The following is a 25,672-nucleotide window of genomic DNA, read 5'->3' as shown; positions in this document are numbered from 1 at the left end:
ACATATCTCTGCGGAGGGTGTGGGATTCGAACCCACGGGACATTGCTGCCCACTGGTTTTCAAGACCAGGTCCATCGGCCGCTCGGACAACCCTCCCGACTCCTACCCCGTAAAAGGCATCAGTCGAACAGGCGTCGAGTCTATCCGACAGCACTGCTGGCCTATTCTTCCAACAGCGGCTGGCAAACCTCTGAAGAGACGCGGCGCGTGGGACTACTCACAGGGCGCGGAGGATCGCGGCGACGCCGCCCGCCTGCACCGACGTCGTGGTCTCGCCCGCGGCATCCCGCACATCCTGCGGACCCTGCTCCATCGCGACCGCACGTCCGCCGTTCTCGAGCGCCCACCGGAACATGCCGAGGTCGTTGCGGCCGTCGCCCATCACGAGGACGTGCGGCGGATCGATGCCGAGCGCCGTGCGCACCCGCTCCAGGCCGGTGCCCTTGTCGACCCCCTGTGGGGCGATGTCGAGCCAGGCCGTCCACCCGACGGCGTACGACACCTTGTGCAGGCCGATGCGCTCGACCAGCTCGAGGAATTCCTCCTCACCCCGGTCGGGCGAGACGACGACGATGCGGCACACCGGCTGCGCGCCGAGCTCTTCGAAGGTAACGCGGCGGGCGTGGCCGAGGTTCCAGTCCTGCAGGTAGTCGGTGTACAGGCGCATGCCGTCGGGCAGCTCCACCAGGTACTGGGCGTCGGGCAGGTGCTCACGAAGCAGCGTCAGCACCTCGTGGGGGTCGAAGGTCTCGACGTGCCAGCGCTCGTAGTCCAGCTCGCCGGAGTCCACGCGCCGCAGCACGACCGCGCCGTTCGAGCACACGACGTACTCGGGGGCGATCTGCAGTTGCTGCAGGATGCCGCGAGTGCTGCCCCAGCTGCGGCCCGTGGCGATCATCACCTCGTGGCCGACGCTCTGGGCATGTCCGACGGCGTCGACGACGCCGGGGCTCAGCGACTCGTCCTCGAGGATGACGGTGCCGTCGATGTCGAGCACGATGAGCATCCGCTCGGCGACGGATGGTGCGGCCGCCGTCTCGCGCGCGAGATCCTCGACGACCTCCGCCGCTTCCTCGGGCTCTACGAGGTCGATCTCACCTGTCTCGGGCAGGCGTGCCTCTTCGGACGGCTCGTCGCCCGGGCTCATACGGTCGGCTCCAGCACCTCGAGCCCGCCGAGGAAGGGCCGCAGCACCTCGGGGACCAGCACCGAGCCGTCCGCGCGCTGGTGCGTCTCGAGCAGGGCGACGATCCAGCGGGTCGTGGCGAGCGTGCCGTTCAGGGTCGCGACGTGCTGCGTCTTGCCGCCGGTCTTGCTTCCAGGCTCGGCCGGCAGGCGGTGGCGGATGTCGAGCCGCCGAGCCTGGAACGTCGTGCAGTTCGAGGTCGAGGTGAGCTCGCGATAGGCGTTCTGCGTCGGCACCCACGCCTCGACGTCGTACTTGCGGGCGGCGCTGGATCCGAGATCGCCGGCCGCGACGTCGATCACCCGGTACGACAGGCCCAGATCCTGAAGCATCTGCTCCTGCAGCGCGACCAGGCGCAGATGCTCGGTCTCGGCGTCTTCGGGAGTCGTGTAGACGAACATCTCGAGCTTGTTGAACTGGTGCACACGGATGATGCCCCGAGTGTCTTTGCCGTACGAGCCGGCCTCACGGCGGTAGCACGTCGACCAGCCCGCGTAGCGCTTGGCGCCCTTGGTCAGGTCGATGATCTCGTCCATGTGATAGCCGGCGAGCGGCACCTCGCTGGTGCCGACGAGGTAGAGGTCGTCTTCTTCGAGGTGGTACACCTCGGCGGCGTGCTGACCGAGGAAGCCGGTGCCGCGCATGACCTCGGGTCGCACCAGCGTCGGCGGGATCAGCGGCGTGAAGCCTGCCTGCAGCGCACGATCCAGCCCGAGATTCATGAGGGCGATCTCGAGGCGCGCTCCGATGCCGGTGAGGAAGTAGAAGCGGCTGCCCGACACCTTCGTGCCGCGTTCCATGTCGATCGCGCCGAGAAGCTCGCCGAGCTCGAGGTGATCGCGCGGCTCGAACGCGAACACCGGGCGTTCGCCGTGCGTGCGCAGCGTGACGAAGTCGTCTTCGCCGCCTGCCGGTACGCCCTCGATGACGATGTTCTCGATCCGGGCGAGCGCGGCGGCGGATGCCTCCTCCGCGGCGGTGACGGCGTGCTGGGCCTGCTTCACCCGCTCGCTGAGTTCCTTCGCCTCGGCGACGAGGGCCGCCTTCTCTTCCTTGGGCGCCTGCGCGACCCGCTTGCCGTGCGCGTTCTGCTCGGCGCGGAGCTCTTCGAAGGACGTGATCGCGGCGCGGCGGGCGCGGTCCGCCTCGACGGCGGCGTCGACGGTGTCCGCCGACTCCCCGCGCGCCTCCTGCGAGCGCTTGATCAACTCAGGATTGTCGCGAAGCAGCACTGGATCGATCACTCTGCAAGCTTAGTAGCGGACGGTGCCGGGGCATCCGGGGGACGGACGCTCGTCGCTCACGCTCTCGTGTCGAAACGATGCGCCGCGACCATCTCCGTCGGTACAGTGAGGCATGCGGACGAGCCGGACCTCTGGGGCCATCGCGGTGGTGCTCGCCCTGCTGCTGACGGCGTGCACCGCCACACCATCTCCCCCGTCCCCCACGCCAGGCTCGTCCACCGCTGCCGGAAGCCCGTCCGACGACTGCCCCTCCGGGACCGCCCTCGAGGGCGGACTGTGCCTTTCGGGTGACGAGATCTCGGAAGAGCTGGCCGGCATCCTGCGCGCCGAGTTCGAAGCCGACGCGCTGTCGGCGGTCATCGCCGGCGTCTGGCACGACGGCCAACCGGTCCTCTTCGGCGCCCTCGGCGAATCGATGCCGACGGTGCCTGCCACACCCGACATGCATCACATGCTCGGCAACCTCGCGACGCCGATGTTCACGACGGCTCTGCTGCAGCAAGTGGAGGCCGGCGTACTCGACCTGGACGACACGATCGACACGTGGTACCCCGACCTTCCCGCGTCCGACACCGTCACGATCGAGATGCTGCTGCACAACACCGCCGGCTACTCGCAGTTCACGGGGCAGGCCGACTTCCTGGCAGAGCTGTACGCCGATCCGTTCCGCGTGTGGGAGATCGACGAGATCATCGACATCGGAACCGCCGGCGGCCCCCTCTTCGAGCCGGGGACGGACTGGCAGTTCTCCGACACCAACTCGGCCGTCCTGGTCGGCATCCTCGCGAAGGCGACGGGAACGCCGGTGGCCGACCTCGTCCAGACCGGCGTCCTCGACCCGCTCGGGATGGAAGACACCACGGTCGCCCGCAACGGGGACTGGCCTCAGCCGGTGCTCCACGGCTATGACGGCGAGCGCGGCGTGTGGGAGGACGTGACGTACTGGAACCCATCATGGGCGCACTTCGCGGGCGGGGTCGGCAGCAACGCCGCCGATGTCGCCGTGTTCCTCGACGCCCTCGGTTCGGGTGAGCTGCTGTCGGACGAGTACCACGAACTGCAGTTCGCCCCCACGACGGCGGGGATCGGGTCGAACACCGACGACCAGTACTGGGCGATGGGGTTCCTCGTGGTCAACGGCTGGGTCTTCATGAATCCCGGCATCCCGGGCTACTACGGCGGCGGCGGGACCCTGCCCGAAGAGGGGTGGACGATGGTCGTCTACACCACCCCGTCACAGCGCACCGATCCCGCTGTCGCCACCGCGACCGAGATCTTCCGGAAGTTCACCAGCGTGGTGTCGCCCGCCAACTCGCTGGAGAACTGACACCCCCACTTAGAGTAAGACGCATGGCAGCGGCATCCGGCGACGGCGATCAGTCCTCGCGTCCCGACGAGACCGATCTTCCGGACCCCGCCGACGAGCGCGATGCCCCGCATCCCTCGGACAAGATCTATGCAGACGGCCCTGCCACCGGGGAGCTCGAGGTCGCTGAGGCCCAGATCGCCGAAGAAGTGGCGATGGATGCCGCGAGGCACCGCGAGGACGCACCGGACCCCGCCGCGGCGGCGAAGCCCGACGAGGTCATCCGAGAGCCCGAGGATGTGGCGCCCGACACGGCCGACGACGAGCATGGCGAAGCGCGGCGCGTCTCGCGCACCGGCGAGACCGAGCCCCTCGAGGGCGGCGGCGAGCGCCCCAGCCCCAAGGCGGCACTGGTGTACAACCCGACCAAGGTCGACGCCGACGCGCTGCGCGCCACGGTGTCTCGGCTGTCGGCCCGGGCAGGCTGGTCCGAGCCGCTGTTCTACGAGACCACCGTCGACGACCTCGGTGACGACGTCACGCGTCAGGCGCTCGAAGCGGGAGCGGATGCCGTGCTCGTGGCGGGCGGCGACGGCACCGTGCGCGCGGTGTCGGAGGCGATGGCCGGTTCCGGAGTGCCGCTGTCGATCGTGCCGAGCGGCACGGGCAACCTCCTCGCGCGCAACCTGCGACTGCCGCTCACAGAGCCCGAGGCCATGGTCCGCGCGGTCTTCGACGGTGACCGCGTCTCGATGGACATCGGGTGGTCCGAGCTGCGCCGCCCCGACGGCCAGACGGTGGAGCACGCGTTCGTGGTGATGGGCGGCATCGGGCTGGATGCCGCCATGATCGCCAACACGAACCCCCAGCTGAAGAAGACCGTGGGCTGGGTGGCCTACGTCGACGGTGCGGCGCGGTCGCTCGCGAACGCCAAGCCGTTCCGGGTGATGTACGAGCTGCCGGGGCACCGGCTGCACTCGGCCCGTGTGCAGAGCGTGCTCTTCGCCAACTGCGGCTCGCTCCCGGCCGGGCTCGCGCTCATCCCCGAGGCATCCATCACCGACGGCGCCCTCGACATCGTGATCTTCCAGCCCAAGGGCCCGCTGGGGTGGATCTTCGTGTGGCGCCGCGTCGCGTGGGACAACAGCTTCCTCCGGCGCTTCCGCGCCGGTCGCCGCGTGCTCGCGCTGCGGACGAAAGACAACGCGGTGCGCTACTCGCGCGGCGCCGGCATCGAGCTGGCGACCCACGATGCGCAGCCGGTGCAGCTCGACGGCGACGAGTTCGGCGAGGCGGTGTCGGTCAAGACGCGCGTCGAGCCGGGGGCTCTCACGATCGTCGTCCCGAACGGGCACTCGACCGACGGGCTCTGACCTCGTGTCAAGGGCGAGGGCGCACACGGCCCGTCCGCGATGATGAAAGCCATGCCCAGCCCGTCGGTCGTGTGGTTCCGTGATGATCTGCGCCTGGCCGACAACCCCGCCCTTCGTGCTGCGCTCGACCGGCAAGAGCCGGTCGTCGCCCTGTACGTCCTGGATGACGAGAGTCCAGGCATCCGCCCGCTGGGCGGAGCGGCGCGCTGGTGGCTGCATCACTCGCTCAGCTCGCTCGCCGAACGGCTGCGCGAACGCGGGACGACACTGATCCTGCGACGCGGCCCGGCCGAGCAGGTGGTGCGGCAGACGGTGGCGGATGCCGCGGCCGGAGCCGTGTTCTGGAATCGTCGGTACGGCGGGGCCGAGCGCGCGATCGACGCCACTCTCAAGGCGAGTCTGCGCGGCCAAGGCGTCCAGGTGGAGTCGTTCCAGGGCTCGCTGCTCTTCGAGCCCTGGACCGTCACGACGGGAGCAGAAACGCACTTCTCGGTCTTCACTCCGTTCTGGCGCGCGTGCCAGGCGATGCCCGCTCCGCGGGATCCCCTGCCGGAGCCGCAGGCGATTCCGGGCCCGCAGCGGCCTCCGGCATCCGAGTCGCTGGACGACTGGCGGCTGCTGCCGGAGCAGCACCCGGACTGGGCGGGCGGTCTGCGCGAGAGGTGGCAGCCTGGAGAGCCCGCCGCACGGCGGCGGCTGCGCGAGTTCCTGCGCGACGACGTCGGCGCGTACGGCCGGGCGCGGGACGAGCCCGCTGCCGGTGCGACGTCGCTGATGTCGCCTCGTCTGCGGTGGGGCGAAGTGAGCCCCTTCACGGTGTGGCACGAGACGATCGAAGACGGTCGGGGCGGGAAGTTCCTCTCGGAGCTCGGCTGGCGCGAGTTCGCATGGCACACGCTGTATCACTTTCCCGACCTGGCCACCCGCAACCTCCGACCCGAGTTCGATGCCTTCCCGTGGCCGCGGCTGCACCCGGGCCGCCTGGCCGCGTGGCAGGAGGGCCGCACCGGCCTTGCGCTCGTCGACGCCGGCATGCGCGAGCTGTGGCGCACCGGCTACATGCACAACCGCGTGCGGATGGTGGCGGCATCCTTCCTCGTGAAGAACCTGCTCATCGACTGGCGGCACGGCGAGCAGTGGTTCTGGGACACGCTGGTCGACGCCGACGACGCCAACAACCCGTTCAACTGGCAGTGGGTCGCCGGTTCGGGCGCCGACGCCGCCCCGTACTTCCGCATCTTCAATCCCGAGTTGCAGGCGAAGAAGTTCGACCCCGACGGGCACTACGTGCGCGAATGGGCACCTGAGCACGTGGGAGAGAAGCCGCCGGAGCCGATCGTCGATCTGCGCGAGACCCGCAACGCCGCCCTGGTCGCGTACGAGCAGGTCAAGCGGCGAGGGCGGTGATGTGCAGCACGAGCGCGCTAGCCGGGGCGAGCAGCGGCGTGGCCGAGCCGACCGTCATCTCGGGCTCCAGCCCGACCAGATCGGCGGGTGCGAGCGGTCCGAGATCACGTCCCCAGTGGACGATCGCCGGAACGCCCGCGCCGCGGGAGTCGAGCACGAGGCCGACTCCCGCGGCACGGAGCTGGTGGATCACCCTGAGGGTTACTCCGCGACCGGGATCGACTGCGCCTCGAGGGTCGAGATGGTCGTCTCCTGCGCGGATTCGAGAGCCTCGAGCAGGGTCCCCTGGCCGGTGACGGCACGCTGGAACCCGTCCGACACGTCGGCGTAGGTCTGGGTCATGGTCGGTCCCCACACGAAGTCGGGGTCGACCTGCTCAGCCGCCTCGGCGAACACGTCGTAGATCTGCTGGCCGCCGTAGAACTCGACGCCTTCCTGCAGCGCAGGCAGGCTCAGCCCGCTCGTGGTGGCGGGGTAGATGTTGGCCGCTTCGTTCAGCGCGGTGAGCGCCTCATCCGAGGTGTTCAGCCACAGCGCGAACTGCGTGGCCTCGTAGAGGTGCTCGGTGCCCTTGAAGACGGCGATCGACGAGCCACCCCAGTTGCCGGAGCTGGTTCCCCCGGCCTCCCACTGGGGCGACGGTGCGACGGACCAGTTGCCCGCGGTGTCAGGCGCGCCCGACGAGATCGAGTTGGCACCCCACACGGCGGAGTTCCAGGTCCACACCTCGCCGGAGTTGTAGGCGTTGTTCCATTCCTCGGTCCAGGCCGGGTACGTCGCGACGAGGTCCTCGTCGAGCAGCTCCTGCCAGTAGTCGGCGACCGTGGTCGACTGCTCGCCGGTCAGGTCGACGGTCCACGCGTCGCCGTCGTTGGTGAACCAGTCTCCGCCCGTCTGCCACACGAAGCCCGCGAACTGGTTGATGTCGGCGGTCGAGAAGTTGGTGATGTAGCCGCCGGCTGCGCGCACCTGGACGGCGGCGGCCTTGTACTCCTCCCACGTGGTGGGAACCGCGATGCCGTTCTGCTCGAACAGGTCGGAGCGGTAGAACAGGGCCATGGGGCCGGAGTCCTGCGGCACGCCGTAGACGCCGTCGGTGCCGAGCGTCACCTGTCCCCACGTCCACGGGATGAACTGCTCCTCGGCGGCGACGACGTCTTCGCACGCGGAGAGGTCTTCGAGTCCATCCTGGACGCGGAAGCTCGCCAGCGCGTCGTACTCGATCTGGCCGAGATCCGGAGCGTTGCCGGCCTCGAGCTGGCTGAAGAAGCTCTGATAGGTGCCGCCGTTGCCGTTCGGACCGGTCTGGACCTCGACCTGGACGTCGGGGTTCTCGGCGTTCCACAGAGCGACGACATCCTCGATGCCCGGGATCCACGACGTGAACTCGAGCGTGACGTCGCCGTCTGTCGGAGCGCAGGCGGCGGCATCCGCGCCTCCGCCGTCGGTGCTGCCACCGCCGCCGGCGCAACCGGCGAGCGCGAGCGCGCTGAGCAGTGCGACGCCTGTGACGACTGCCCTCTTGGAGTGCTGCATGATCTTCCTTACTGATCGGGTGATGCGGGATATACAGGGGGATGCCGGCGGGCGAGCCGTCGACGGGGAGTCACTTCACGGACCCGCTGCCGAGTCCGTTGCGCCAGAAGCGCTGAAGCAGGAGGAATGCGACGATGAGCGGCACGATCGACAGGAACGAGCCGACGAGGACGTAGGTGCGCAGCTCGGGGATCTGGTTGAGCTGGGTGTTCCACGAGTAGAGGCCGTAGGTGACGGGGAACAGCTCCTGGCTGCGCAGCATGATCAGCGGCAGGAAGAAGTTGTTCCAGATGGAGACGAACTGGAACAGGAACACCGTGATGAGCGCCGGCATCATGAGCCGCACCGACACCGTGAAGAAGGTGCGCACTTCGCCGGCGCCGTCGATCCGCCCGGCCTCGATGAGTTCGTCGGGCACGCTCGCCGAGGCGTAGATGCGGCTGAGATAGACGCCGAACGGACTGACGATGCTCGGCAGCAGGACTGCCCAGAACGTGTTGGTGAGGTTGACCTGGCTGAAGAGCAGGAACAGCGGCAATGCCAGGGCGGTCGCCGGCACGAGTACGCCGCCGAGCACCACGTTGAAGAAGACCTCGCGGCCGCGGAAGCGGTACTTCGCCAGCGCATAGCCGCACATCCCGGCCACGACGGTGGCCAGCAGGGCGCCGATGCCGGCGTACCCCAGGCTGTTGAGGAGCCAGCGCAGGTAGATGCCGTCGTTGTACGCCAGCAGATCGCCGACGTTGGCGAAGAAGCTCCAGTCCGAGAACCACAGCGCGTTCGTGGTCAGCAGGTCGCCGCGGTCCTTCGTGGAGGCGATGAACAGCCACCAGATCGGCACCAGGAAGTAGAGCGTGAAGACGCCCATGACGATCAGGGCGGCACCGCGGGAGAGGATGTTCTCGCGCGGGCCGCGCGAGGGCTTCAGGTCGTCGGCTGTCGCGCCGCGCGTGCGGGTGAGCATGCTCATGCCTCGGCCGCCTTTCGCTGAGTGACCTTCAAGAACACGAACGAGAGGACGAAGGTGGCCAGAGCCAGCACGACCGAGAACGCCGCCGCGAGGTGGGTGTTGGGCACCGCGCTCGTGGCGTAGATGGTCATGTTGGGGGTGTACGTGCTCGAGACCGCCGCGCTGAACGAGCGGAACACCTGCGGCTCGGCGAGGAGCTGCAGCGTGCCGATGATCGAGAACACCGCCGTCAGGATGAGGGCCGGGGCGATCATGGGGATCTTGATCGACCACGCGATGCGCACCTGTCCGGCGCCGTCCAGACGCGCGGCCTCGTAGACCTCCGACGGAATGGCCAGCAACGCGGAGTAGATGATCAGCATGTTGTACCCGACGAACACCCACGTGACGACGTTCGCGATCGACCACAGGACGAGCTCGGGAGACAGGAAGTCGATCGTGCGGGTCACGTCGGTGAACGGCGAGAGGTTGGGCGAGTACAGGAAGCCCCACATGATCGCCGCGATCACTCCGGGCACGGCGTACGGCGCGAAGAATGCCAGGCGGAAGAACTTCTTCCCCTTGAGCACGGGCGAGTCCAGCAGCAGCGCGAACAGCAGCGCGAGCCCGAGCATGACCGGCACCTGCACGACGCCGAACATCAGGACGCGTCCGACCGACTCCCAGAACGGCGCGTTCTGGAAGACCAGCGCGTACTGCGCCAGCCCGCCGAAGACCTCTTGCGGTTCGCCGTATGTCCCCTCTCGCTGAACGACCTGCAGCGACTGCCACACGGCGTAGCCGATCGGGATCAGGTAGAAGAGCAGGAAGAGCACTCCGAACGGGCCGGTGAAGATGGCGATCGCGCTCTTGTGCGGCGTGCGGCGCCGTGCGGGCTTGCCCTCACTCGCGCTGCGCGGTCGCTGTCGGCCGCGCGTGACGACGACTTCTGTGGCGGTCATGCGGCCGCCTCCTCTCTGATGATGCGCACGGCACCCCCGGGGACATCCACGTCCCCGGTGACCGGCATCCCGGTGATGAGTTCGAATCCGGATGCCTCGGCTGACGCCGACGCCCGGCCGTGGTTGACCACGAAGAGGTACGAGGCATCCGTTCCTCGACGACGCACGATCTCGAGTGCCCCGTCGCCGCCGCGCACGGTCGCGGCAGGCCGCACACCCGTTTCGTCGGCGATGCGGCCGAGCAGATCGCGGAAGGCGCCGGGCTCGAGCAGTGTGCCGACGTACCAGGCGGTGCCGTCGCCCCACGTGTTGCGGGTGATCGCCGGGCTTCCGGCCGACGGCCCGTCGGCGAAGGATGCCACGACCTCCGCCGTGGTGGCGTGCGAGCGCTCCGACCACAGGGTCGATGTCGAGCCGTCGCTCAGCTGCAGCTCGGCGCCCGGCGCGATCGGCGCGAACTCCTCGATGCGGACCCCGAGCGCCTCGCGCAGGGGGCCGGTGTAACCGCCTGTCCACACACGGTCGTCCTGATCGACGATGCCGCTGTAGAACGTGACGACAGCGGTGCCTCCTGCGGCGATCCAGTCGGTGAGCACGGCCGCCTCGCCGGCCCGGATCAGGTGCAGCCCTGGCACGACGACGAGTGCGTAGTCCGCAAGGTCGGCGCCCGGCGCGACGATGTCGACCGTCAGCCCGAGGGCGTGCAGGGCGCCGTAGGCCGCGTGCACCTGGTCCAGGTAACCGAGCGCCTGGCTCGGCCGCGACTCGGTCTGGGTCGCCCACCACGACTCCCACGAGAACACCAGCGCGGTCCGTGCCTCGACCCGCGTGCCTGCGACCTCGGCGAGGCGCTCGACGACCGCGCCGAGCTCGACCACTTCGCGCCACACGGCGGAGTCGGTGCCGGCGTGCGGCAGCATCGCCGAGTGGAACTTCTCGCTTCCCTGCACCGACGCGCGCCACTGGAAGAAGCACACACCGTCGGCCCCGCGTGCGACGTGCGTGAGCGAGTTGCGGAGGATCTCGCCCGGCTGCTTGGGCTTGTTGAGCGGCTGCCAGTTGACGGCGCCGGTCGAGTGCTCCATGAGGATCCATGGCGCTCCCCCGCCGAGCCCCCGCGAGAGGTCGGCCGCGAAGGCCAGCTCGGCAGTGGGGTCGGCGAGGCGGTGGTCGAGATAGTGGTCGTTCGCGACGATGTCCATCTCGCCCGCCCACGACCAGTAGTCGAGGTTCTCGATGTGCGCGGTCACCATGAAGTTCGTCGTGACGGGCGCGGCGCTGAGCGGCCGGATCACGTCGGCTTCGGCTCCGTAGTGCGACAGCAGCTCGTCCGAGCTGAAGCGATGGAAGTCGAGGACCTGCGCCGGGTTGCGGGTCGAGATGGTGGCCCGCGGCGGCAGGATCTCATCCCACTGCCGATACGTCTGGCTCCAGAAGGCGGTGCCCCACGCCGCATTGAGGGCATCGAGGTTGTCGTATTTCGCCTCGAGCCACCGGCGGAAGGCCGCCGCGCTCTCGTCGCAGTAGCACAGCGCGTTGTGGCAGCCGAGCTCATTCGATACGTGCCACAGTGCGACGGCCGGATGTTCGCCGTACCGGCCGGCGACGGCCTCGACGAGCCGCAGCGCGGCGGCGCGGAACACGGCCGAGCTCGGGCACCAGGCCTGGCGGCCACCGGGGAAGCGCCGCGTGCCGTCTTCGGCCATCGGGAGGATCTCGGGATGCGAGAGGGCCAGCCATGCCGGCGGCGAGGCGGTGCCCGTGCCGAGGTTGACGCGGATGCCGGCCGCGTGAAGGCGCCCGATGACGTCATCGAGCACCCGGAAGTCGTACTCCCCCGCGCGGGGCTCGATGTGGGACCAGCCGAAGATGTTGATCGCCACCAGATCGACGCCTGCCTCGCCCATCAGACGGATGTCTTCGTCCCAGACCTCGGCGGTCCACTGCTCGGGGTTGTAGTCGCAGCCGAACGCGATGCCGTGGTGGGCGAAGGGACGGGCGGCGGTCGGCATGAACTCCTCGAATCTGTGAACGTGCACAGATTCGAGCGATTACCTCCGCATCGAGGTCTGTGAACGTGTACAGAGTATTCAGACCCGTGATGCCTGTCAACACGCGCAGCGAGAAATGTGCTCGTGCACATACGATGGAGTCGTGGAGAGCAACGGGCGCCGGCGCCGAGCAACCGTCAAGGACGTCGCGGTCGAGGCAGGGGTCTCGCGCGGGACGGTCAGCCGCGTTCTCAACGGTCAGCCGTACGTGTCGGATGAGGCCAGGAAGGCCATCGACGCCGCCATCGCGAAGGTGGGCTTCGTACCCAACCGCGCCGCCCGCAGTCTCGTGATGCAGAACACGCAGGCGATCGGGCTCATCGTGCACGAGCCGCATTCGCTGTTCTTCGAGGACCCCAACATCGGCTCGATCCTGCTCGGTGCCAATGCCGCCCTCTCGGAAGCCGACTACCAGTTGTCGTTCCTGATCGCCGACTCGCCCCGCGACATCGACCGTCTGGCCCGCTACCTCAGCGGCGGGCTCATCGACGGCGTCATCATCGTCTCCGCCCGCGTCGGCGACCCCATCACTCGCGCCGTCGCCGCGCTCGACCTGCCCGCGGCGTTCGTCGGTCACCCGCGCGACATCGGCGACGCCGCCTACGTCGCGATCGACAACCGGGGAGCGGCCCGCGAGATCACCACCCGTCTCGCGGCCACCGGCCGCTCCCGCATCGGCATGATCGCCTCGGCCCTCGACCGGGACTCCGGCTCCGATCGTCTGGCGGGCTTCGTGGACGCGCTGGGCAACAGGTTCGATCCGCAACTCGTCGAACGGGTGCCGCTGTACTCGTACTCCGACGGACAGGCCGGCATGCGGACGCTGCTCGATCGGGCGCCCGACATCGACGGCGTCTTCGCCTCGAGCGACGCCGTCGCGGCGGGGGCGATGGACGTGCTGCAGGCGGCGGGCCGCGTGATCCCGGATGACGTCGGCATCGTCGGCTTCGACGACAGCTCGTGGGCGCTGCGCTGCGACCCGCCGCTGTCGACCGTGCACCAGCCCGCCACCGAGCTCGGCCGCGCGGCGGCCCAGTCGGTGCTGCGCCAGCTGCGAGGCGAGGACCCGGATTCGGGCGGACGGGTGCTCGAATGCCCGGTCGTGTGGCGCGCGTCGGCGTGATGCCGCGCCGCGCCCGCGCGCGGGCGCAGGAATGCCCGAAGACGGGTGGCGGTTGCAGGACGTGATGAGTACTGCGATCCCGTCCCCGCTGGCCCTCTCGATCCTCGATCTCGTGCCCGTGCGCACCGGACAGACCAGCGCGCAGGCGGTTGCGGCATCCCTCGCCCTCGTCGCGCGTGCCGATGAGCTCGGCTTCCGCCGGTACTGGTTCGCCGAGCACCACAACATGCCCGCCGTCGCGTCGACGACCCCGCCCGTGCTCGCCGCGGCGGCAGCCGCCCGTACGTCGCGCATCCGGCTCGGCTCGGGCGGCGTGATGCTGCCGAACCACTCCCCCCTCGTCGTGGCGGAGCAGTTCGCGGCGCTCGAGGCCATCGCGCCCGGTCGCATCGACCTCGGCCTCGGGCGTGCGCCGGGCTCTGACCCCGTCATCACGCAGCTGCTGCGTCAGAGCGGCACGACGAGCGACGTCGAGCGGTTCCCCGAGCACGTGCGCGATATCGCGTCGCTCGTGTCGTCCGAGGGCGCGTCGCTGCGGTTCACCAGCGGCGGCACCTACGACGTGCGCGCCACTCCGTCGGCGACGACGACACCCGAGGTGTGGCTGCTCGGCTCGAGCGACTACTCGGCCCAGCTCGCGGCATCCCTCGGCCTGCCCTACGTCTTCGCGAACCACTTCTCGGGTGAGGGACTGGAGCGGGCGCTCGAGCTGTACCGCACCCAGTTCCAGCCGAGCGAGGCGCTGGCCGCGCCCCGCACGTTCCTCACCGCGAACGTCCTGGTCGCGGCGACGCAGGACGAGGCCGACGCGCGCGCCCTGCCCAATCTGCGCATGACCGCGCGCCTGCGCACCAACAAGCCGCTGGTTCCCCTCGAGACCGTCGAGGAGTCGATCGCCCGCGCCGAGGACTTCGCCGGGCTCGGCGAGACGTTCATGACCGCGGCGCGCGCGAAGTGGTTCGTCGGCACGGCCGGGGCCGTGGCATCCGATCTGCGCTCCTTCGCCGCACAGCACGGCGTCGACGAGGTGATGATCTCGCCGATCGCGGGATCGTACGAGAACGAGCCGATGGATGCCTCGCCCGGCCGCGTGCAGACCCTCGAGCTGCTCGCGGCCGAGCTCGGTCTCAGCTGATCAGCGAATAGAACCGGAAGAACCCGAAGTCCTCGATCGGGAGGATCTCGAGGTCGGCGAACCCCGCGGCCCGCGCATAATCCCGGAGGACGCCCGGCCGCATGACGGTTCCGGTGCCGACGCTCGGCTGATGCGACAGACCGTCGGGCAGGCAGCACAGCAGGCTGTATCCGTACATCAGCCGCTCGACCGTGTCGCCGGCCGGCGCCGGCGTCTCGCCGACGGCCTCATCCATGATGATCACCGGGCCGCCGTCGCGGACCGCGAGCCGCATCGCGGCCAGCACGTCCATCGGGCGGGCCATGTCGTGAATGCACTCGAACGCGAACGCCGCGTCGAACGGACCGTGATTGGCCAGCCCGTCGCCGTCGGCGTTGTGGAAACGGACACGATCCGAGACACCCGCCTCTTCGGCGTTGCGGCGGGCCAGCTCGATCGAGGGCTCGTCGATGTCGAAGCCATCGACCTGCAGGCCCGGGTAGGCCTTGCCGAGCTCGATCGCCGACCAGCCCGCCCCGGTGCCGACATCGGCGACGCGAGCGCCGGGCCGCGACAGGACGGACTCGAGGTCCGCGATCTCGGCGAACGCACGCGGCAGCTCGCCGAACCACGGGCGGTTGAGATCTGCCTGAGCCTCGCGGGCGTCCGCGCCCAGCCGCTCCCAGCTGACGCCACCGCCGGTGCGGTACGCCTCGAGCAGCTCGGGCAGCGCGCCGGCGGTCGCCGCGAAGAGCCGCGGCATCGGGCCCATATAGGCCAGGCTCGTCGCATCGGTGAGCACTTCGGCCGCTGCGTCGGGCAGTCGATACCGACGGGCATCCTGGGCACCTTCGGCGACGAGGATGCCGGTGACCGCCTGCTGCTCGAGCCATTCGCGGGCATACCGGGCGGAGGTGCCGGTGCGCCCCGCAAGCTCCTCGGGAGTGCACGGACCCTCGGCGGCGAGACTGCGATACCAGCCGAGCCTGTCGCCGAGGTAGATCGACATGATGTCGATGCAGCCGAGTGCCGCTGTCAGAACGCGCTCGGCGAACTCGTCAACGCCCTGCGCGGGGCCGGCACCGGCGGTCGTGGCACCGCCGTCTGTGGCGTGTTCGGGAAGCGTGGTGGTCATGGGGTGTCCGCCTTTCGGTCGCGCGTCCGGCGCGCAGCGGTGCGGGCCGGGGTCGTGATCACGACGCTACGAGCCGCGCGCGGCGAGCGGATCGGCCGGATCATGCAGATTCGATCCAGCGGTATGGGTCGAACGATGCACTCAGCGCGCGGCGCGATCGGCGCGCTGCGCGTGCCACCACGCGGCCGCGGCGGTGCGCGACCCGACGCCGATCTTCAGATAGACGTTGGCCAGATGGCGGCCGACGGTCTTCTCGCTGATGAACAGCCGGGCCGCCACCTCGCGGTTCGCGGCCCCCTCCGCGACGAGCGCGAGCACCTCTCCCTCGCGCGCCGTGAGCGGTCCCGTCACGACCGGTTCGGGCGACGCCGGCTGCCCGACCGGGGCACGCAGACGGTCCAGGATGCCGTGGCCCCGGGTGCGGGCCGCGGTAGCGGCGTGCTCGTCGCCGGCCAGCGCGTGCGCCTCGGCGGTGAGCAGGAGCACGCGGGCCACTTCATACGGCTGGCGGTCGGTGACGAAGGCGGACTCGGCTCGCCGCAGCGCGTCGAGGGCGCCCGCCGGATCGCGATCGGCGACGGCGAGCATACCCTCTGCATGTGCCAGCCACGCATGGAAGCCGGGGCTGCCGTAGCGCGTGGCCGCGGCGCGCAGCTCGGCGGCGTACGCGCCCGCTCCCGAGCGGTCACCGCTCGCGAGCGCGATCTCGACCCCCGCCCTCAGCAGACGCACCCGTGCCATGGGGTCGCGGTAGTCGAGCGACTGCTCGATCGTCGTCCGTGCGCCGAGCGTATCCCCCTCGCTGAGAGCCAGCAGCGCCTCACCCGGCTGCGGGTCGATCCCGGACGATCTCGCCAGCTCGAACGCCTCGCGCGCGCCGCCGGCATCACCCCGCAGCCGTCTGATCTCGCCGAGCTGGTAGAAGCCCTCACCCGCGACCCAGGGGTTGCCGGCCACCAGTCGGCCGCTTTCATGCGCGAGGAGCGCCTCGGCATCGGACCAGTCGCCGCGCACGCTGCGCAGCTCCAGCCGGTGCACGCGGCAGATGCCGGTGTAGATGGCGTCGCTGCCGAACTGGCTGCACCACGTCTCGGTCGCGCGCGTCCAGTCCTCCATACGGCGGAAGTCCGCCAGCTCGTGGCACACGTGGATGATCGTGCAGTAGATGTCGCCCGCCCATTCGGCCGAGATTCCCCCGGCGAGCACCGGAAGCATCGCTTCGTCGAGGAGAGCGAACGCGTGCGCCGTATCGCCGCTGCGCAACTCGGCGACACCGCGCACGACCATGCTCAGCGAGACGATCGCCGGCTCCGGATAGCGACGGGCGAGATCGGAGAGCTGCGCGATGTGACCGCCCGCCCACATGTCGCGTCCGTTCATCATCTCGACGCTCGCCTCGAGATACAGCAAGTAGGCGTTCGCCGGCCCCTCCGGCAGATCGGCGAGGAGACGGCGTGCACGGTTGAGCCACGCCGTGCCGACAGTCATATCGCCCTTGATGAGCCACCGCAGGCTCAGTTCGAGCGCCGTCATGGCGGCATCCGCGTGCCGATCCAGATCGCAGTACCCGCGGAAGACCTCTTCGGCCAGGGCGATCGACTCCGGGATCCTGATCAGCAGCCAGGCGGCGCGAGCCATCCGCGCGATGTCGTCGATGTCGATGTCGCCCTCGCCGGCGGCGCGTGCCGCGGCCAGGCGCTCGAGCGCGGTCGACCAGTCCGAGGCGGCATAGGCGCTGCGCCCGGCATCGACAAGACCCGCTCGGTCGAGCATGCTTCAGGGTACCGCCGAGGCCCGGCCGAGTCCGCTCGGCGGCTCCTACGGCTGGGTGGCCTCGAGGGAATCGGGTGCGCTGCCGGTCACTCGGGCACCTCGGGCTCTCCGGAGATGAGCCCACGCAGCCAATCGCGCGCCTCGACGAAGACGTCGTCGGAGTACCGCTCCGGGTAGTGCACGACCGCGCGGTCCGCGCGCGGGTACGAGCCGAGGAAGATCACCTTCGGGCTGAAGCGGCGCAGGCCCAGCAGCGCGTCGGCCATGCGCTCGTCCTCGATGTGGCCATCGGCGTCGATCACGAACCGATACCGGCCGAGCTCATCGCCGATGGGCCGCGAGGCCAGCAGCGACAGGTTGATACCGCGGGTCGCGAACTGCTCGAGCATCTCGAGCAGCGCACCGGGATGGTCGTCGGGCAGCTCGACGATGAGCGAGGTCTTGTCGGCGCCCGTGGGCGGCGGCGGCGCGACGGTGCGGCTGACGAGGACGAACCGCGTCACGGCGTGGGGATTGTCGCCGATGTTCGAGGCGAGCAGCTCGAGCTCGTGGTGCTCGAGGATCCCGGGTGGCGCGATCGCGGCATCCGCATCGCTCGTCCCGTCCACCAGACCCATCGCGCTGGCCACGTTGCTCGAGGCAGGCACGTGCGCGTGCGCCGGCAGGGTGCCGGTCAGCCATTGCAGGCACTGGGCATACGCGACCGGGTGGGCGGCGACCAGCGACACATCCTCGATCCGGGCGCCGGGCCGTCCCACCAGTACGAACTCGACGGGCACCAGGTACTCGCCCACGATGCGCAGCCCTGGCACGGTCGCGAGGGCATCCTGCGCGGTCGAGACGCCGCCGTCCACGGAGTTCTCGATGGCGACCATGGCGGCATCCGAGCGTCCTTCCACGACATCGGCCAGCGCTTCGCCGACGTTGCGCACCGGCCGCCAGTCGTGGCCGCGGGCCTCGGGCACCTGCGCGAGCGCGGCTTCGGTGAAGGTGCCGGCGGGTCCGAGATAGCTGTAGGTGCGGCGGACGGGAGCGGGAGCCTGCGCGGCGAGGGCCTCGGAAGTCACGCGTGCCAGCCTAGCCACGTGCCGCGCCGCCCGGTCCCGGAGGTTCACAACTCAGGTAATTCGGGGGTCAAGGCGGGCTGAGGACCGGCGGTGCGGGATTCTGCCTGAGTTGTGTGCGGCGATCGGGCTCAGAGCCGTGCGCGTGCCGCCCAGGCGAGGCAGACTGGAAGGCATGACTCGTGCAGGACAGCCGGCCGAAGCTTCCGACCTCATCGACGTCGACGAGGTGATCGCCGCTTACTACGACGTCGCGCCGGATCCGAACGTGCCCGAGCAGCGCGTCGCGTTCGGCACCAGTGGCCACCGCGGCTCGAGCCTGTCGGCGAGCTTCAACGAGACGCACATCCTCGCCACGACCCAGGCGATCGTCGACTACCGCCGGGCCCAGGGCATCGAGGGCCCGCTGTTCCTCGGGCGCGACACGCACGCCCTGTCACTGCCCGCCGAGCGCAGCGCCGTCGAGGTGCTGGTGGCGAACGGCATCGACGTCCGCGTCGACGCCCGCGACTCATGGGTGCCCACGCCCGCGCTCAGCCACGCGATCCTGACCTACAACCGGGGACGGGATGCCACCGACTCCGGCCGCGCCGACGGGATCGTCGTCACCCCCAGCCACAACCCGCCCCGCGACGGCGGGTTCAAGTACAACCCGCCGAACGGCGGCCCCGCCGACACCGACGCGACGGGCTGGATCGCCGACCGCGCCAACGCACTCATCACGGCGGGGCTCGACGGTGTGGCCCGCACCCCGTTCAAGGACCTCGACGCCGACACGATCGGCGAGTACGACTTCCGCGACGCGTACGTGCGCGACCTTGCGAGCATCATCGACCTCGAGTCCATCCGCCGCTCAGGCGTGCGCATCGGCGCGGATCCGCTGGGCGGGGCATCCGTGGAGTACTGGGCTCTGATCTCCGAGATGCACGGCCTGGATCTGACCGTCGTGAACCCCGACGTCGACCCGACGTGGAAGTTCATGACGCTCGACTGGGACGAGAAGATCCGGATGGACCCGTCCTCCCCCTCGGCGATGGCCGGGCTCATCGGCCGCCGCCAGGAGTACGACATCCTCACCGGCAACGACGCCGACGCCGATCGGCACGGCATCGTCACCCCCGACGCGGGGCTGATGAACCCCAACCACTACCTCGCCGTCGCGATCGACTACCTGTTCTCGCACCGCGAGGGATGGCCGACGGATGCCGCTGTCGGCAAGACGCTGGTCAGTTCGATGATCATCGACCGGGTCGCGTCGTCGCTCGGGCGGCCGCTGCTCGAAGTGCCGGTCGGGTTCAAGTGGTTCGTTCCCGGCCTGCTCGACGGCACCGTGGCGTTCGGTGGCGAGGAGTCAGCGGGCGCGTCGTTCCTGCGCACCGACGGCTCGGTGTGGACGACCGACAAGGACGGCATCCTGCTCTGCCTGCTGGCCGCCGAGATCCTCGCGGTCACCGGCAAGACGCCGTCGCAGCGATACGCCGAGCTCGAGGCCGAGTTCGGGTCGTCGGCGTATCAGCGCGTCGACGCGCCCGCGACCCCCGCGCAGAAGGCGGCACTGGGCAAGCTCTCGCCCGAGGCGGTCACCGCGACCGAGCTCGCCGGCGAGCCGATCACCGCGAAGCTCTCGCACGCGCCGGGCAACGGCGCCGCGATCGGCGGCGTCAAGGTGCAGACCGACGATGCCTGGTTCGCCGCACGCCCCTCGGGCACCGAGGACGTGTACAAGCTCTACGCCGAGTCGCTGCGCGGCCCCGAGCACTTGGCTCAGGTACAGGAAGAGGCCCGGGCGGTGGTGGCCGAGGCGCTCGGCCGCTGACTGACTTCACGCCGAGGGTGGAGGGAATGCGTTTTCCGGTGGGGTGAGCCAAAATGGGACGCATGACCGACCTCACCCTCCGGCAGGGCGCCGACGAGCTCATCGTCACGGCTGCCGGCGTCGACATCGCCCGCTACGCCTTCGACCCGGGCGGCGAGCCGTCTGAGGGGCCGAAGCCGTACCTGCACCCGCTGCGCGCGCTCGACGGTGCGCCGCTCACGGCCTTCCGCCCGTGGGACCACCGGTGGCACAAGGGACTGCAGATGACCTGGACGCACGTGTCCGGCGAGAACTTCTGGGGCGGCCCGACCTACCAGCGCGACAGCGGATACACGCAACTCGACAACGTCGGGCGCATGCGGCACGATGCCTTCACCGACGTGACCGCCCCCTCGGCCGCATCCGCCGACGAGGTCTCGTTCACCGAGCAGCTGACCTGGATCACACGTGCCGGCCACGAGTGGATCTCTGAGACCCGCACTCATCGGTTCCACAGCGTCGACACCGCCCGTGGACTGTGGCAGCTGGACTTCGCGACGGTCCTGCGCAACATCTCGGGCCGCCCGCTCGAGCTCGGCAGCCCGACCACGCAGGGACGACCCCGGGCCGGCTACACCGGCTTCGCGATCCGGATGCCGCGTGCCTGGACCGGCGGCCGGGTGCTGGCCGGCGGGCTGCCCGATGATGCCGGAGCGGATGCCGTGATGGGCTCGCGCGCACCGTGGGTGGCCGTCTCGGGCGAGCACGACGAGGTCGACGGCGGCGGCACGGTTCTCGCGTTCGCGGGCTCGTCCACCGGCGCTCCGCCGATCACCTGGTTCGTGCGCAGCGAGCCGTTCCCGATCCTCTCGCCGTCGGCATCGTTCGACGAGGTCATCGCACTCGGCCCCGGCGAGACGCTCGCGCTGCGGCATCGCCACGTGTTCGGCGACCGCATCTGGACGCCCGACGAGACACGGGCCATCGCCGCGGAGCTCGCACCGTGACCTCGCCGCTCTTCCCCGGCGGCGTGGCCGTGAGCGGATTGCAGGTCTACGACGGAGAGACGCAGGGCGGTCACGGCGGCGGATCGCCCCACCTGCACACGGTGTCGAGCGAGGGCTACGTCGTGACGGCGGGCTCGGGGGAGGTGCACACGATCACCACGGCGGGGCGCGCCATACACCCGCTGGACCCGGGTGAGGTCGTCTGGTTCTCACCCGGCACGGTGCACCGGCTGGTGAACCACGGCGGGCTCGAGCTGGTCGTGGTGATGCAGAACGCCGGGCTGCCCGAAGCCGGCGACGCGGTGCTGACCTTCCCCTCCGCCGTGCTCGACGATCCTGACGCCTACGCCGCAGCGGCGACGCTGCCCGCGGAAGGCACCGAGGACGAGCGCGCCGCCGCGGCCCGCGGGCGCCGCGACCTCGCGCTGCGCGGCTACACCGAGCTGCTCGCCGCGCTCGAGGAGCGCGGCCCCGCCGCACTCACCGAGCTGCACGAGCGCGCGGTGCGCCTGGTGCAGCCGAAGGTCGAGCACTGGCAGCGGCTGTGGTCGGCGACCGTCGAAGCCGAGACGGCACGCACGCGCGAGGCGCTGGCACGGCTGGCGGACGGGATGCCGGGGCTCATGGCCGAAGCCGCGGTGAGGCGGGGCGAGCGGCACGACGGACCCCGCGGGTTCGGCATGTGCGGGCGGCTGCAGACGTGGGAGTGGCCTGCCCCTCCCCTGCGCTGACCCCGCCGGCCCGGCGTGCGTGTAATCTCAGCACCACAGGGTCACCGCGGCTCTCAAAGGAGCGAGACCTCATGGGTGATAAGTCCACGCGCAAAGAAGGCGGCAAGACCGCGCCTGCCAAGACGCTGAAAGAGAAGCGCCTCGCGAAGGCCGACAAGAAGGCCGCCAACAGCCGCGCCGCCGACAGCGACGCCATCACCAACATCAAGAAGCGCTAGGCGACACCGGGCGACGCTGCGTCCCGAGTGCCACCACGCGGGACGCCGCTGACCCGGTAAGCGCCTACCATGGCGAGCATGAAGCGAGCCGGCATCCGCGACGTCGCGCAGCGCGCCGGTGTGTCGATCAGCACCGTCTCGAACGCGCTCAATCGGCCGCATATGGTCAGCGAACGGCTGGTCGAACGAGTGCGCTCGGCGGCCGATCAGCTCGGCTACGTTCCGCTCCAGGCGGCGCAGCAGCTGCGCGCCGGTCGCAGCGGACTGCTGGGCATGACGGTCATCAACATCGCCAACCCGTTCTTCGCCGACATGGTGGCCGGGGCGGAGGATGCCGCGTCCGCCGCCGGACTGCGCGTGCTGGTCGGAAACTCCAGCGACGACGTCAGCAAGGAGCGCGACCACCTCGAGCTGTTCGAGCGCGTGCAGGTCGAAGGCGCGCTGGTGAGCCCGTTCGGGCCATTGCAGCCGTGGCTGCAGCGCTTGCGGGGCCGCGGCATCCCCGTCGTCCTCGTCGATGCGGTCGACGATGAGGGCGAGGTTCCCTCGGTGTCGTTCGACGACGTCGCGGGTGGGCGGCTCGCTGCCGAGCACCTGCTGTCCACGGGGCGGCGCCGGCTCGCCTTCGTCGGCGCCCGCGAAGCCGTGCGCCAGGTGCGGGAACGCCTGCAAGGCGCCCGCCTCGCCGTCGCGGGGCATCCGGATGCCGGCCTCGAGTTGATCTGGACCGAACGGACCACCTCAGAGCTGGGTCGTGCCTTCGGCGAGCAGCTTGCAGAGCGCTCGCCTCGGGATCGACCCGATGGGCTCGTCGTCTCGAACGACCATCTCGCAATCGGCCTGGTGCACGGCCTCATCTCGCGCGGCGTCCGGGTGCCCGAGGACGTGGCCGTGGTCGGTTACGACGACATCGAGTTCGCCGCCATCGCCGCGGTGCCGCTCACCTCAGTCCGCCAGCCGGCGCGCGAGATGGGGCGCACCGCCGCCGAACTGCTGCTGGCCCGCATCGCCGGCACGGCCGGCACCGACCTCGGCAACATCGTCTACCAGCCCGACCTCGTCGTGCGCGAGTCGACGGCCGGCCGCGCCGGCCGCTGACGCTCAGCTGACCAGCTGCGACCCCCGGGCCTGGCCGTCGCCGTCGCGGCGCTCGACCGCGCGCAGCGACCAGCCCACGAACGCTCCGATGCGCCTTGCACCCCGCTCCTGGAAGTGGGTGTCGTCGGCCAGCCCGTCCGGCCATGCCGGGTGCTCCCCCGGCGCGAAGTGGCTGAGCAGGCTGCGGGAGGACTCCGGGCCCAGGTCTTCGTAGAGCCACGTCGTGAACGCGGTCAGATCGATCAGCGGCGCGTCCAGCTCGTGGGCGAGGTCGCGCACCGCGTTGGGATAGTCGCCGTGCGTCGGGGTGACGCGGTCTCCGTCGAACCAGCGACGCTCGGTCGACGTGCAGAGCACGGCGATGGCGCCCCGCTCGCGAGCCTCGGCGACCATGCGCGCGAGGCGATCCCGATAGCCGCCGCGGGCGGCCAGCAGTTCCGGCTGCTTCTGGTCGTTGTGGCCGAACTGGATGATCACGGTGTCACCGCGCTCGATGCCGCCGAGGAGTCGGTCCCACGAGCCGTCGACGAGGAACGACTCGGTCGTCGCCCCGCCGTAGGCGAGGTTGCGCACGGGCGCACCGACCACCGGCTCGATGTACGCGCCCCAGCCCGTCATGGGCTGTTCGTCCGGCTTCGCGGGAGCGACCGTGGAGTCGCCGGCGAGGTGATACGTCATGAAGCGGGACCTCCTGGGCTCGGGTAGGACGAGCGGATGCGGCATCCGTCGCTACCATGTCATCATGACGCAGAAAGCGTTTACCGGCACGATCCGGATCGTGCAGCACCCCCGCCCCACGCGATCGGTGCTGCGCCTGCTCGCGCGACGCCCGGGACGCATGACCGTGGCGCTCCTGGCCTTCGCGCTGAAGGAGATCCCGCTGTGGTTCCTGCCCGTCGTCACAGCCGAGATCATCGATCTGGTCGCCACCGGCGGTGAGGTCTCGACCGTGCTGGTGTGGTTCTCGATCGCGGCGGTGCTGCTGCTGCAGAACTACCCGAACCACATCGTGTACACGCGCAACTTCATGACCGTCGTGCGCGACACCGGCGCCGATCTGCGCAACGCGCTCGCCGAGCGTCTGCAGAGCCTGTCGATCGGCTACCACACGCGGGTGAGCGCGTCGATCGTGCAGACCAAGGTCGTGCGTGACGTCGAGAACGTCGAACTCATGCTGCAGCAGGTGACCCACCCGCTGCTGTCGTCGGCCATGGTGCTCGTCGGAGCCATCGTGATGACCGCGATCGCCGTCCCGCAGTTCCTCCCGGTGTATGCCCTCGCGGTGCCGATCGCGCTCGTGCTGCGCTGGGCGCTGAGCCGGCGCTCCCGCGCGCGCAACGAGGTGTTCCGCCGCGAGGTCGAGGGCTTCGCCGCGCGGGTCGGCGAGATGGCGTCGCTCATGCCGGTCACCCGCGCGCACGGGCTCGAGCAGACCGCGGTCTCACGGGTGTCAGCGGGGGCGGACGGCGTGCGTCGCGCCGGCCTGCACCTCGACATGCTCAACGGCCACGTCGCCTCGATCTCGTGGGTCTCCATGCAGCTGCTCGGGCTCGGGTGCCTGGTGCTGGCTGCGGTGTTCGCGCTCACCGGCATCCTTCCCATCACTCCCGGCGAAGTGGTGCTCCTCTCGACCTACTTCGCACTCCTGACCCAGGGGCTCACCTCGCTGCTGATGCTCATCCCCGTCGGCGCACGGGGGCTGGAGTCGATGCGCTCGATCGCCGAGGTGCTGCAGGAACCCGACCTCGAGCAGAACGCGGGCAAGCGGGCGGTGTCGTCCGTAACCGGGCACGTCGAGCTGCACCACGTGTCGCACCGCTACGACGGAGCGGATCGGGATGCCGTGCACGACGTGTCGCTCGACATCCCGGCGGGCCAGACCGTAGCCTTCGTCGGCTCGTCGGGCTCAGGCAAGTCCACAATGCTCAACCTCGTGCTGGGCTTCGTGCGCCCGACGTCGGGACGCATCCTGCTCGACGGCGCCGACATGCAGGACCTCGACCTGCGCACCGTGCGCCGGTTCATATCCGTGGTGCCGCAGGAATCGGTGCTGTTCGAGGGCACCATCCGCGAGAACATCGCGTACGGCCTCGACGAAGCGACCGACGACAGATTGCGAGCGGCGCTCCGCGACGCGAACGCCGCCGAGTTCGTCGACGCGCTTCCCGACGGCTGGAACACCGTCGTCGGCGAGCGGGGCGCCCGCCTGTCGGGCGGCCAGCGGCAGCGCTTGGCGATCGCTCGGGCTCTCGTGCGCGACCCGCGCATCCTCCTCCTCGACGAGGCGACCTCGGCACTGGATCCCGAATCCGAGGAGCTCGTGAAGGAGGCCTTGAACCGCCTGATGGCCGGCCGGACGACGCTCGTCGTCGCGCACCGGCTTTCGACCGTGCGCCAGGCCGACCGGATCGTCGTGCTCGAGCACGGCCAGATCGTCGAGGCGGGCGCCCACGACGCGCTGCTGGCCGCCTCCGGCCGCTACGCCCACCTCCACGCGACCCAGTCCGGTCCCGCCAGCCCGCGCTGACGGCATCCCTTCACGCGGCGGATAGCGCTTTCCCCCTAAACTGGATGAATCCGGATGCCGTGGGCCACGGCAT

The 25,672-nt window shown here is 70.1% G+C and carries 22 protein-coding genes and 1 tRNA gene; 11 read left to right on the top strand and 12 right to left on the bottom strand.

Annotation, left to right across the window (positions count from 1 at the left end; all coding sequences use genetic code 11):
- Positions 1-11 precede the first annotated feature (11 nt).
- The 3 genes from K0817_RS05365 to serS form a co-directional block, all read right to left on the bottom strand.
- Positions 12-96 (bottom strand) — tRNA-Ser (locus K0817_RS05365).
- 121 nt (positions 97-217) lie between these two features.
- Positions 218-1,147, bottom strand: coding sequence for an HAD family hydrolase (locus K0817_RS05360; RefSeq protein ID WP_219980368.1), 930 nt, complete (start codon positions 1,145-1,147; stop codon positions 218-220).
- A complete protein-coding gene (gene serS / locus K0817_RS05355; RefSeq protein WP_219980367.1) occupies positions 1,144-2,430 on the bottom strand; it encodes a serine--tRNA ligase in 1,287 nt (428 codons plus the stop codon). Before serS ends, K0817_RS05360 begins: the two co-directional genes overlap by 4 nt.
- Before the next feature lie 112 nt (positions 2,431-2,542).
- Here serS and K0817_RS05350 point away from each other — a divergent pair, with 112 nt between their 5' ends.
- The 3 genes from K0817_RS05350 to K0817_RS05340 are packed head-to-tail and all read left to right on the top strand — an operon-like array spanning position 2,543 to position 6,516.
- Positions 2,543-3,757 (top strand): serine hydrolase, encoded by a 1,215-nt coding sequence (locus K0817_RS05350; RefSeq protein ID WP_219980366.1) that lies wholly within the window; start codon positions 2,543-2,545, stop codon positions 3,755-3,757.
- 23 nt (positions 3,758-3,780) lie between these two features.
- Complete coding sequence (locus K0817_RS05345; protein WP_253735194.1) at positions 3,781-5,109, top strand: diacylglycerol kinase family protein; 1,329 nt, start codon at positions 3,781-3,783, stop codon at positions 5,107-5,109.
- A 51-nt stretch (positions 5,110-5,160) separates the two neighbouring features.
- Positions 5,161-6,516 carry a deoxyribodipyrimidine photo-lyase gene (locus tag K0817_RS05340; protein WP_219980365.1) on the top strand — a complete coding sequence of 452 codons (1,356 nt, stop codon included), beginning with the start codon at positions 5,161-5,163 and terminating at the stop codon, positions 6,514-6,516.
- Here K0817_RS05340 and K0817_RS05335 read toward each other — a convergent pair.
- The 5 genes from K0817_RS05335 to K0817_RS05315 form a co-directional block, all read right to left on the bottom strand.
- Positions 6,497-6,709 carry a hypothetical protein gene (locus K0817_RS05335; protein WP_219980364.1) on the bottom strand — a complete coding sequence of 71 codons (213 nt, stop codon included), beginning with the start codon at positions 6,707-6,709 and terminating at the stop codon, positions 6,497-6,499. The genes K0817_RS05340 and K0817_RS05335 overlap by 20 nt on opposite strands.
- Positions 6,710-6,717: 8 nt before the next feature.
- Positions 6,718-8,052, bottom strand: coding sequence for an ABC transporter substrate-binding protein (locus K0817_RS05330; protein WP_219980363.1), 1,335 nt, complete (start codon positions 8,050-8,052; stop codon positions 6,718-6,720).
- A gap of 70 nt (positions 8,053-8,122) precedes the next feature.
- Positions 8,123-9,022, bottom strand: coding sequence for a carbohydrate ABC transporter permease (locus K0817_RS05325; RefSeq protein ID WP_219980362.1), 900 nt, complete (start codon positions 9,020-9,022; stop codon positions 8,123-8,125).
- The gene (locus K0817_RS05320; RefSeq protein WP_219980361.1) at positions 9,019-9,963 is read right to left on the bottom strand and encodes a carbohydrate ABC transporter permease; all 945 of its coding nucleotides are present in this window, start codon (positions 9,961-9,963) and stop codon (positions 9,019-9,021) included. Before K0817_RS05320 ends, K0817_RS05325 begins: the two co-directional genes overlap by 4 nt.
- Complete coding sequence (locus K0817_RS05315) at positions 9,960-11,975, bottom strand: beta-galactosidase (RefSeq protein ID WP_219980360.1); 2,016 nt, start codon at positions 11,973-11,975, stop codon at positions 9,960-9,962. The genes K0817_RS05320 and K0817_RS05315 overlap by 4 nt, the downstream gene beginning before the upstream one ends.
- Before the next feature lie 115 nt (positions 11,976-12,090).
- Between K0817_RS05315 and K0817_RS05310 the strand changes: the two genes are divergently transcribed.
- The gene (locus K0817_RS05310) at positions 12,091-13,137 is read left to right on the top strand and encodes a LacI family DNA-binding transcriptional regulator (RefSeq protein ID WP_219980359.1); all 1,047 of its coding nucleotides are present in this window, start codon (positions 12,091-12,093) and stop codon (positions 13,135-13,137) included.
- Between the two features lie 64 nt (positions 13,138-13,201).
- Positions 13,202-14,272 (top strand): LLM class flavin-dependent oxidoreductase, encoded by a 1,071-nt coding sequence (locus K0817_RS05305; protein ID WP_219980358.1) that lies wholly within the window; start codon positions 13,202-13,204, stop codon positions 14,270-14,272.
- Here K0817_RS05305 and K0817_RS05300 read toward each other — a convergent pair.
- The 3 genes from K0817_RS05300 to pheA all read right to left on the bottom strand — a co-directional run bounded on the left by K0817_RS05300 (position 14,265) and on the right by pheA (position 18,226).
- Complete coding sequence (locus K0817_RS05300) at positions 14,265-15,386, bottom strand: cyclopropane-fatty-acyl-phospholipid synthase family protein (protein ID WP_219980357.1); 1,122 nt, start codon at positions 15,384-15,386, stop codon at positions 14,265-14,267. The two genes, K0817_RS05305 and K0817_RS05300, sit on opposite strands and share 8 nt — an antisense overlap.
- Before the next feature lie 141 nt (positions 15,387-15,527).
- Complete coding sequence (locus tag K0817_RS05295) at positions 15,528-17,159, bottom strand: helix-turn-helix transcriptional regulator (protein WP_219980356.1); 1,632 nt, start codon at positions 17,157-17,159, stop codon at positions 15,528-15,530.
- Positions 17,160-17,245: 86 nt separating this feature from the next.
- Complete coding sequence (gene pheA / locus K0817_RS05290) at positions 17,246-18,226, bottom strand: prephenate dehydratase (protein ID WP_219980355.1); 981 nt, start codon at positions 18,224-18,226, stop codon at positions 17,246-17,248.
- Positions 18,227-18,398: 172 nt separating this feature from the next.
- Between pheA and pgm the strand changes: the two genes are divergently transcribed.
- The 5 genes from pgm (at position 18,399) to K0817_RS05265 (ending at position 23,072) form a co-directional block, all read left to right on the top strand.
- Positions 18,399-20,039, top strand: a complete 1,641-nt coding sequence (gene pgm / locus K0817_RS05285; RefSeq protein WP_219980354.1) for a phosphoglucomutase (alpha-D-glucose-1,6-bisphosphate-dependent) — start codon at positions 18,399-18,401, stop codon at positions 20,037-20,039.
- Between the two features lie 62 nt (positions 20,040-20,101).
- A complete protein-coding gene (locus K0817_RS05280) occupies positions 20,102-21,025 on the top strand; it encodes a PmoA family protein (RefSeq protein ID WP_219980353.1) in 924 nt (307 codons plus the stop codon).
- On the top strand, positions 21,022-21,756 hold the full coding sequence (locus K0817_RS05275; RefSeq protein ID WP_219980352.1) for a cupin domain-containing protein: 735 nt from the start codon (positions 21,022-21,024) through the stop codon (positions 21,754-21,756). The genes K0817_RS05280 and K0817_RS05275 overlap by 4 nt, the downstream gene beginning before the upstream one ends.
- 71 nt (positions 21,757-21,827) lie before the next feature.
- Entirely contained in the window at positions 21,828-21,974 is a 147-nt protein-coding gene (locus tag K0817_RS05270; protein WP_168911712.1) for a hypothetical protein, read from the top strand.
- A gap of 78 nt (positions 21,975-22,052) precedes the next feature.
- Positions 22,053-23,072, top strand: coding sequence for a LacI family DNA-binding transcriptional regulator (locus tag K0817_RS05265; RefSeq protein WP_219980351.1), 1,020 nt, complete (start codon positions 22,053-22,055; stop codon positions 23,070-23,072).
- A 3-nt stretch (positions 23,073-23,075) separates the two neighbouring features.
- On the opposite strand, the gene K0817_RS05260 is transcribed toward K0817_RS05265, so the two are convergent.
- Positions 23,076-23,750, bottom strand: coding sequence for a rhamnogalacturonan acetylesterase (locus K0817_RS05260; protein ID WP_219980350.1), 675 nt, complete (start codon positions 23,748-23,750; stop codon positions 23,076-23,078).
- A 64-nt stretch (positions 23,751-23,814) separates the two neighbouring features.
- Between K0817_RS05260 and K0817_RS05255 the strand changes: the two genes are divergently transcribed.
- Positions 23,815-25,599, top strand: coding sequence for an ABC transporter ATP-binding protein (locus K0817_RS05255; RefSeq protein ID WP_219980349.1), 1,785 nt, complete (start codon positions 23,815-23,817; stop codon positions 25,597-25,599).
- Positions 25,600-25,672: the final 73 nt, after the last annotated feature.

The sequence above is a fragment of the Microbacterium sp. HD4P20 genome, assembly GCF_019449275.2.
GTDB lineage: Bacteria > Actinomycetota > Actinomycetes > Actinomycetales > Microbacteriaceae > Microbacterium.
Note: the sequence above shows the minus strand (reverse complement) of the source record. Positions and strands in the feature narration are given on the sequence as shown.